Origin of the sequence: Streptomyces phaeochromogenes (assembly GCF_001418655.1) — a bacterium.
Classification (GTDB): domain Bacteria; phylum Actinomycetota; class Actinomycetes; order Streptomycetales; family Streptomycetaceae; genus Streptomyces; species Streptomyces phaeochromogenes.
Window position 1 is genome coordinate 1 of the sequence record NZ_LIQZ01000556.1, and the last position, 6,847, is coordinate 6,847.

The following is a 6,847-nucleotide window of genomic DNA, read 5'->3' on the forward strand; positions in this document are numbered from 1 at the left end:
ACCCGATACCCCCCGCCGCCCCGGCCCCGGGCGCAACCGCGTACTCCGCCGCCTTCGACCCGATCGTCTTCTCCAGCACCGAGGCGAAGTGCGCGAGCCCCGCGTCCAGCACCGCCACGTCGTCGGGCGAGGCCCCCTTCTGGGGCCCGTACACCGCCGGCGCCCCCTTGGGCCCGGTCAGCGGATTGTCCACGTCACTGGCGAGGACGACGTCGACGGAGGAGAGGCGGGGGTCCAGACCGGACAGGTCCGCCGTGGCCAGTAGGCCCAGGGAACCTCCCCCGGGCGGCACCGGCTCACCCTCCTCGTCGAGGAACCGCGCCCCGAGCGCCGCCAGCATCCCGGCCCCGCCATCAGTCGTGGCGCTGCCGCCGACGCCGAAGACGATCGTCCGCGCCCCGGCGTCCAGCGCGGCCAGGAGCAGCTCCCCGGACCCGTACGTGGACGACGTGAGCGGCGCGAAGGACCCGGCGGGCAGCCGCTGCAGGCCGCTGGCCTCGGCCATCTCCACGACGGCGGTGTCGTCGCGCAGCGCGAACGCGGCGGTGATCTCGTGACCGAGCGGCCCGGCGACCCGTACCTCACGCCGCTCGAACCCGGCGGCGACCGCCGCGTCGACCGTGCCGTCGCCGCCGTCGGCGACCGGCAGCGCCTCGACCTCGACCCGCGGCGCGACCCTGCGCAGTCCGGCCGTCACCCGCTCGGCCACCTGCACGGCCGTGAGCGAGCCCTTGAACTTGTCCGCGGCGATGAGCACCCGCTGGTTCCGGCCCCGGCTCCGATTCACTGCAGCGTCCGCCACCTTGCATTCCCCTTGCTCTTCGGGCCTTGCACACGTCAAGGCAGTCGCGCCGCTGCGACCCTAACCGGAGGAGGGGGCCGCTGCCCAGGGCGGTTCTCACGTCCCGGACAGCGGCCACGGGTCAGCCGGCGTCGGTGCCGCGGGAGTCGTACAGCTGATGCGTCAGCGTCCCGCTGCCCCCGAACGGCACGCTGATGTGCTCCAGCACGTCCTCCAGGGCATCGACGTCCCCGGTCCGTACGCCGACGTCCCCGGTGTTCACCAGAGGCTCGGCGGGGGCCGCCTGCGCGGGCGCCGCGCCGGTGACGGACAGGACGGCGACGACCGCGGCGGCGGCACCGGCCGCCAGGACGGTCGTACGGCTCATCGACTTCATGGATCTCCCAGGGTTCTCGGGGCCCCGGTTCACGGGCCCCAACCGCAATACGACTAAAACCTGACGAGCCTCTCATGTGGTGCGATGCCTGATTTACGTACAGCGGGCAGGACCGGCGGGAATTCGGTACACCGGGTGTATGACCCCTGTGGGCGTTGACGATCTCGCGGACCGCGTCCGCGGCGGCTGGCTCGGCCGGATCGCGGGCAACATGCTCGGCAAACCGGTGGAGCGGGGTGACTACTGGACGCGGGACCGCATCGACCGCTATCTGCGGCAGGCCGACGCGCTGCCCCTCACCGACTACCTGCCGGAGCCGCCGGCCGGCCCGAGCGAGGAGTTCGTGCTGCGGCCCGAGTGGCGCAGGTGCGTACGCGGCCGGATCCACGGCAGCTGCCGGGACGACGACGTGGACTACGCGATCCTCGGTCTGCACCTCCTGGAGACGCACGGCTTCGGCTTCAGTACGGAGCAGGTGGGCGACCTGTGGCTGCTGCGGCTGCCGTATCTGCAGACGTTCACGGCGGAGCGCGCGGCGTACCGGAACCTCGCGAACGGGCTGAAGCCGCCGCTGACGGCGACCTACGACAACCCGTACCAGGAGTGGATCGGCGCCCTCATCCGCGCCGACGTCCACGGCTGGACCAGTCCGGGCCTGCCCCGGCGCGCGGCCTCCCTTGCCCGCCGGGACGCGGTCCTGTCCCACACGGGCAACGGTGTGTACGGGGCGATGTGGGCAGCCGCACTGGTGGCCGCCGCGTTCACCGCGCCGACCGTGCGGGACGCCCTGGAGACCGCGCTCACGGTGATCCCGGCGAGCAGCCGCCTGGCGCGTACCGTGCGCCGGGTGATGACGCTCCACGAGACCGGGCTGGGCTGGGAGGCCACGCTCGACACGTTGGCGGAGGAGACGGCGGGCCTCGGCTGGATCCACACGGTCCCGAACGCCGCCGTCCTGACGGCCGGACTCCTGTACGGCGAGGGCGACTTCACCCGTTCCATCGCGCTCACGGTCCGCGGCGGCCTGGACACCGACTCGAACGGCGCGACCGCGGGTTCCGTCGCGGGTGTGCTCGGCGGAGCCGCCGCGATTCCCCCGCAGTGGACGGTACCGCTGGAGGACACCGTGCACAGCGCGGTGTTCGGCTTCGACGGCGTACGGATCAGTGAACTGGCGGAGCGGACAGTGCGGTTGGCGGTGAGCGCCGGTCTGCCGGCCGGGGCGGTGACCTCGTAAGGATTACTCCCGAGTGATCTTGCCCGCCCTCCGGGGCGGCCTCGTTACGCTGCCCCAATGACGACTCCTGACTACGCCACGTACATCGCGGGGCTCCCCCGTGTCCTCGTCGGCGCCGCCGCGCTCTTCCGTGACGCCGAGGGCCGTGTGCTGCTCGTCGAGCCCAACTACCGCGAGGGCTGGGCGCTGCCCGGCGGAACAGTCGAGTCCGACGACGGCGAGACCCCGCGGCAGGGCGCCCGCCGCGAGACGCTGGAGGAGATCGGCCTGGACCTGGAGATCGGCCGGCTGCTCGCCGTCGACTGGGTGCCCGCCACCACGCGGCCCCCGATCGTGGCGTACCTGTACGACGGAGGCGTCCTGTCGGAGGACCAGTTCAAGGCGATCCGGCTCCAGGAGGAGGAACTCCTGTCCTGGCGCCTCGTGGCCCCCGAGGACTTCCCCGAGCACATCTCGGGTTCCCTGATCGGCCGGGTGCTCGCCTCACTGGACGTGCTCGCGACGGGCGCGGGAACAGTGGAACTGGAGAACGGGCATCCCGTGACCTGAGCCCTCCCGCATTCAGCACCTCCGCCGCACCCATGACTCGGTGACGGGCGCGACGGGCGCGACGCGTGCTGTGCAGGCGCACGCGCCCGATATCCGCTCGCCCCGCATGCACACGCGACCTACCCTCGGCCCATGAACAAGCCGCTCGTCGCCCTGCTCAGTGGCGCAGGTGTGTCCACCGACTCCGGGATCCCCGACTACCGCGGCCCCAACGGGCTGTGGCAGCGGGATCCCGAGGCCCAGAAGCTCGTGACGTACGAGTACTACATGGGTGATCCCGAGATCCGGCGCCGGTCCTGGCAGATGCGGCGGAAGAACCGCACGCTGCAGGCGGAGCCGAACGCCGCGCACCTGGCCGTGGCCGAACTGGAGCGGGCCGGGGTACCGGTCAGGGTGATCACGCAGAACGTGGACGGGCTGCACCAGCTGGCCGGGATGCCCGCTCGCAAGGTGCTCGAACTGCACGGCAGCGCACGGAGTTTCGTGTGCACGAAGTGTCGTGCGCGGGGGCCGATGGAGGACGCCCTCGCCCGGGTCGAGGCCGGGGAGGAGGATCCGCCGTGCCTGGAGTGCGGCGGGATCCTCAAGTCGGCGACGGTGTTCTTCGGTGAGCGGCTCGACCCCGTCGTCCTCGGCGAGGCCGTCGCCATCACCAAGGCATGCCACATCTTCATCGCCGTCGGCACCAGCCTCCAGGTCCAGCCCGCCGCCGGCCTCGCCGGAATCGCCGCCGACCACGACGCCAGGCTCGTCATCGTCAACGCCGAGCCGACCCCGTACGACGACCGCGCCGACGAGGTCGTCCGGGAGCCGATCGGCACGGCCCTGCCCCGGCTGCTGCGGGGCCTGGCCGACTGATCGGCGGCGGACCGGAGAAGGGGGAACGGGGAGCAGGGGCAGTCACCCCGCTCAGAACAGTGCGGTGTCTGCCTCTCCCCGTTCGAAGTCCAGCAGTTGCCTCTTGCGTTCCAGGCCGCCGCCGTAGCCCGTCAGGCTGCCGTTGGCGCCGACGACCCGGTGGCAGGGCACGATGATCCCGAGCGGGTTCTTGCCGTTGGCGAGGCCGACCGCGCGGGATGCGTTCGGGTTGCCGAGGGCGTCGGCGAGTTCGCCGTACGAACGGGTCTCGCCGTACGGGATCTTCCGGAGCTGTTCCCAGACGGAGCGTTGGAACGTGGTCCCGTCCAGGTGGAGTTGGACGGAGAACTCCTTCAACTCGCCCGCGAAATAGGCCCGTAGTTCGTCGATCGTCTCGGTGAACGGTGTGTCGTCCGGGTCGCCGAAGGTCTCCTCGGGCGGGCGGTGGCGCTGGTCGGTCATGTAGAGGCCGGACAGGACGCCGTCGGTGGCGACGAGGGTGAGCGGGCCGTAGGGGCTGTCGATCACGGTGTGCTGTTTCACTGAATGTCCTCGGGCCGAAGTCATGCGGGAAGGAAGTTGATCGGGTGGCTGTCGGTCGCCCACAGGTACTGGACGGCGTACGCGCGCCAGGGCCGCCAGTCCGCGGCGCGTGCCGTGAGCGCGGCGGGGGTGGAGGGCAGGCCCAACTCCTGGGCGGCGCGCCGGATTCCGAGGTCGGTGGGCAGGAAGGCGTCGGGGTCGCCGAGGGCACGCATGGCGATGACCTCGACGGTCCACGGCCCGAAGCCGGGCAGCGCGAGCAGCCGGGCCCTGCTCTCCGCCCAGTCGCTCTCCACACCCAAGTGAAGGGTTCCGTCGGCCAGTTGACGGACGAGGGTGGTGAGGGTGGCCCGGCGGGTGGCCGGCATGGCGAGGGCCTCGGGGTCGAGGGCCGCCAGCGACTCGGCGGACGGGAAGAGGTGCGTGAGCCCGCCTTCGGGGTCGTCGACCGCCTCGCCGTGCGCCGCGACCAGCCGGGCCGCGTGCGTACGGGCCGCGGCCGTGGAGACCTGCTGGCCCAGCACGGCCCGTACGGCGAACTCGGCCTCGTCGACCGTACGCGGCACCCGGCGCCCCGGCGCCTTGTCGACGAGCGGGGCCAGCAGTGGGTCCGTACGCAATTGGTCGTCGACCGCGACCGGGTCGGCGTCCAGGTCGAGCATGCGGCGACAGCGGCTGATGGCGACGGTCAGGTCGCGCATGTCGCTGAGGGTGAGCCGGCAGCCGATGTGGTCGGCCGTCGGGGTGAGCGCGACGACGCCGTGTCCGTACGGCAGACGCAGGGTGCGCCGGTACGCGCCGTCGCGCCACTCCTCCACACCGGGTACGGCGGTGGCGGCGAGGTGGCCGAAGAGGTTGTCGGGGTTGAGGGGGGATCGGAAGGGCAGGCGGAGGCTCAACACCCCGGGCGTGCCGGACGAGTTGGTGCCAGCCGCCCGGTTCCTCGGCACCCGGGTGCGCAGCTCGCTCGGTGAGAGGGCGAAGACCTCACGGACCGTGTCGTTGAAGGTGCGGATGGAGGAGAAGCCCGCCGCGAAGGCGACGTCGGCCATCGGGAGCGGGGTCGTCTCGATGAGCAGCCGTGCCGTCTGGGCGCGCTGGGCGCGGGCGAGGGCCAGCGGTCCGGCGCCCAGTTCGGCGAGGAGCTGCCGTTCGATCTGCCGGGTGCTGTAGCCGAGCCGGGTCGCCAGGCCCGGCACGCCCTCGCGGTCCACGATCCCGTCGCCGATCAGCCGCATCGCGCGGGCCACGAGGTCGGCGCGCTGGTTCCACTCGGGCGAGCCGGGGCTCGTATCGGGGCGGCACCGCTTGCAGGCCCGGAACCCGGCCTGCTGGCAGGCGGCGGCGCTCGGGTAGAACGTCATGTTCTCCGGCTTCGGCGGCACGACGGGGCAACTCGGTCGGCAGTAGATCCGCGTGGTCAGCACCGCAGTGAAGAACCACCCGTCGAAGCGGGCGTCCTTCGACTGGACGGCGCGTACGCAGCGCTCGGTGTCGGTGTGCATCCCGTTCTGCATACCTCCCAGCATCGGCCATGGTCACGGCACTGGCTGGCGAGAATCCGACATCTGCCTGAGGGCGCCTGTCTCCGCGACCTTAGGACACCTGCCTCCGCTACCCGAGGACATCTCCCTCCGTCCCGACGAGGGTGGCGATCCAGGTGCGGATCGCGGACGCCGTCGTACGGGCATCTTCCCGGAGGAGGGTCAGATGGTCGCCCGGGACGTCCACGTGCTCGTGCGGCAGCGGCCACGACGTCCGCCAGCGGTCCGCGTCCGGTCCCGCCGCCATCTCCGACGTGGGCTGCGTGGCCCGTACAAGCAGGGTCGGCGTCGCGACCGGTTCCGGGTCCCAGTCCATGAAGATCCGCGTGTACGCGCCCATGGCGGCGACGCCGGTGTCCTCGTACAGGCGGGGTGCTACGGCGGCGGGCAGGGCGAGCAGCCAGTCCTTGCGGCTGTTCTCCTCGTCGATGAGGTAGGTGTCGAGCAGGATCTGGCCCGCGGGAGGCGTCCCGAGCCCTTCGAGCTCCCGGGTCACGGCATGGGCGGTGGCGCCGCCCGTGGACGCGCCGACCAGCACGAAGGGCCGGTCGCCGACGTGCCGCAGGACCGTCTCGGCGTGGGTGCGGGCCAGCGCCTCCCGGTCGGCGGGCACGGCGGGGCCCGCGCCGAGGCCCGGGTGCGGGAGCTCCAGTACGTCCCGTTCGCCGTCGAAACAGCGATGGAAGTCGGCGAACTCCCCTCCCGGTACGGCGAAGGGCGGATGGTGCCCGGCGAGGAAGACGAGCACGGGACGAGCGGGGCCCTCGGCCCGGCGAACGGGTGGGAGGGCGTGCGCCCGGCTCTCGTCCGCGCCGAACGTCGGCAGAGCGCGGGACGCCGAGACCAGCATGTGCATGCCCGCGGTCACCTCGCCCTTCGCGCAGAGCGTGCGGTAGAGGGTGGCGAGGGTCTGGGAGGGGCGGGGCACGGGTTCGGTC

8 protein-coding genes are annotated in these 6,847 nt (G+C 72.3%); 3 read left to right on the forward strand and 5 right to left on the reverse strand.

The window, feature by feature from the left end; translation table 11 throughout:
• A partial coding sequence (locus tag AOK17_RS45630; protein ID WP_079053665.1) for a glycerate kinase occupies positions 1-802 on the reverse strand: 802 nt, incomplete at its 3' end.
• A gap of 121 nt (positions 803-923) precedes the next feature.
• The gene (locus AOK17_RS45635) at positions 924-1,178 is read right to left on the reverse strand and encodes a hypothetical protein (RefSeq protein ID WP_055618550.1); all 255 of its coding nucleotides are present in this window, start codon (positions 1,176-1,178) and stop codon (positions 924-926) included.
• A 139-nt stretch (positions 1,179-1,317) separates the two neighbouring features.
• On the opposite strand from AOK17_RS45635, the gene AOK17_RS45640 reads away from it, so the two are divergent.
• From AOK17_RS45640 to AOK17_RS45650, 3 genes are all read left to right on the forward strand, one after another.
• A complete protein-coding gene (locus tag AOK17_RS45640) occupies positions 1,318-2,415 on the forward strand; it encodes an ADP-ribosylglycohydrolase family protein (RefSeq protein WP_055618551.1) in 1,098 nt (365 codons plus the stop codon).
• 57 nt (positions 2,416-2,472) lie between these two features.
• Positions 2,473-2,964, forward strand: coding sequence for an NUDIX domain-containing protein (locus tag AOK17_RS45645; RefSeq protein WP_055618552.1), 492 nt, complete (start codon positions 2,473-2,475; stop codon positions 2,962-2,964).
• 132 nt (positions 2,965-3,096) lie between these two features.
• The gene (locus tag AOK17_RS45650) at positions 3,097-3,822 is read left to right on the forward strand and encodes an SIR2 family NAD-dependent protein deacylase (RefSeq protein WP_055618553.1); all 726 of its coding nucleotides are present in this window, start codon (positions 3,097-3,099) and stop codon (positions 3,820-3,822) included.
• A 51-nt stretch (positions 3,823-3,873) separates the two neighbouring features.
• Here the strand turns inward: AOK17_RS45650 and AOK17_RS45655 are convergent, their stop codons facing one another.
• The 3 genes from AOK17_RS45655 to AOK17_RS45665 all read right to left on the reverse strand — a co-directional run.
• Complete coding sequence (locus AOK17_RS45655) at positions 3,874-4,365, reverse strand: methylated-DNA--[protein]-cysteine S-methyltransferase (protein WP_055618554.1); 492 nt, start codon at positions 4,363-4,365, stop codon at positions 3,874-3,876.
• Between the two features lie 20 nt (positions 4,366-4,385).
• On the reverse strand, positions 4,386-5,870 hold the full coding sequence (locus tag AOK17_RS45660; protein WP_055618556.1) for an AlkA N-terminal domain-containing protein: 1,485 nt from the start codon (positions 5,868-5,870) through the stop codon (positions 4,386-4,388).
• A 109-nt stretch (positions 5,871-5,979) separates the two neighbouring features.
• On the reverse strand, positions 5,980-6,847 hold an 868-nt coding region (locus tag AOK17_RS45665), incomplete at its 5' end, for a thioesterase domain-containing protein (RefSeq protein ID WP_245697811.1).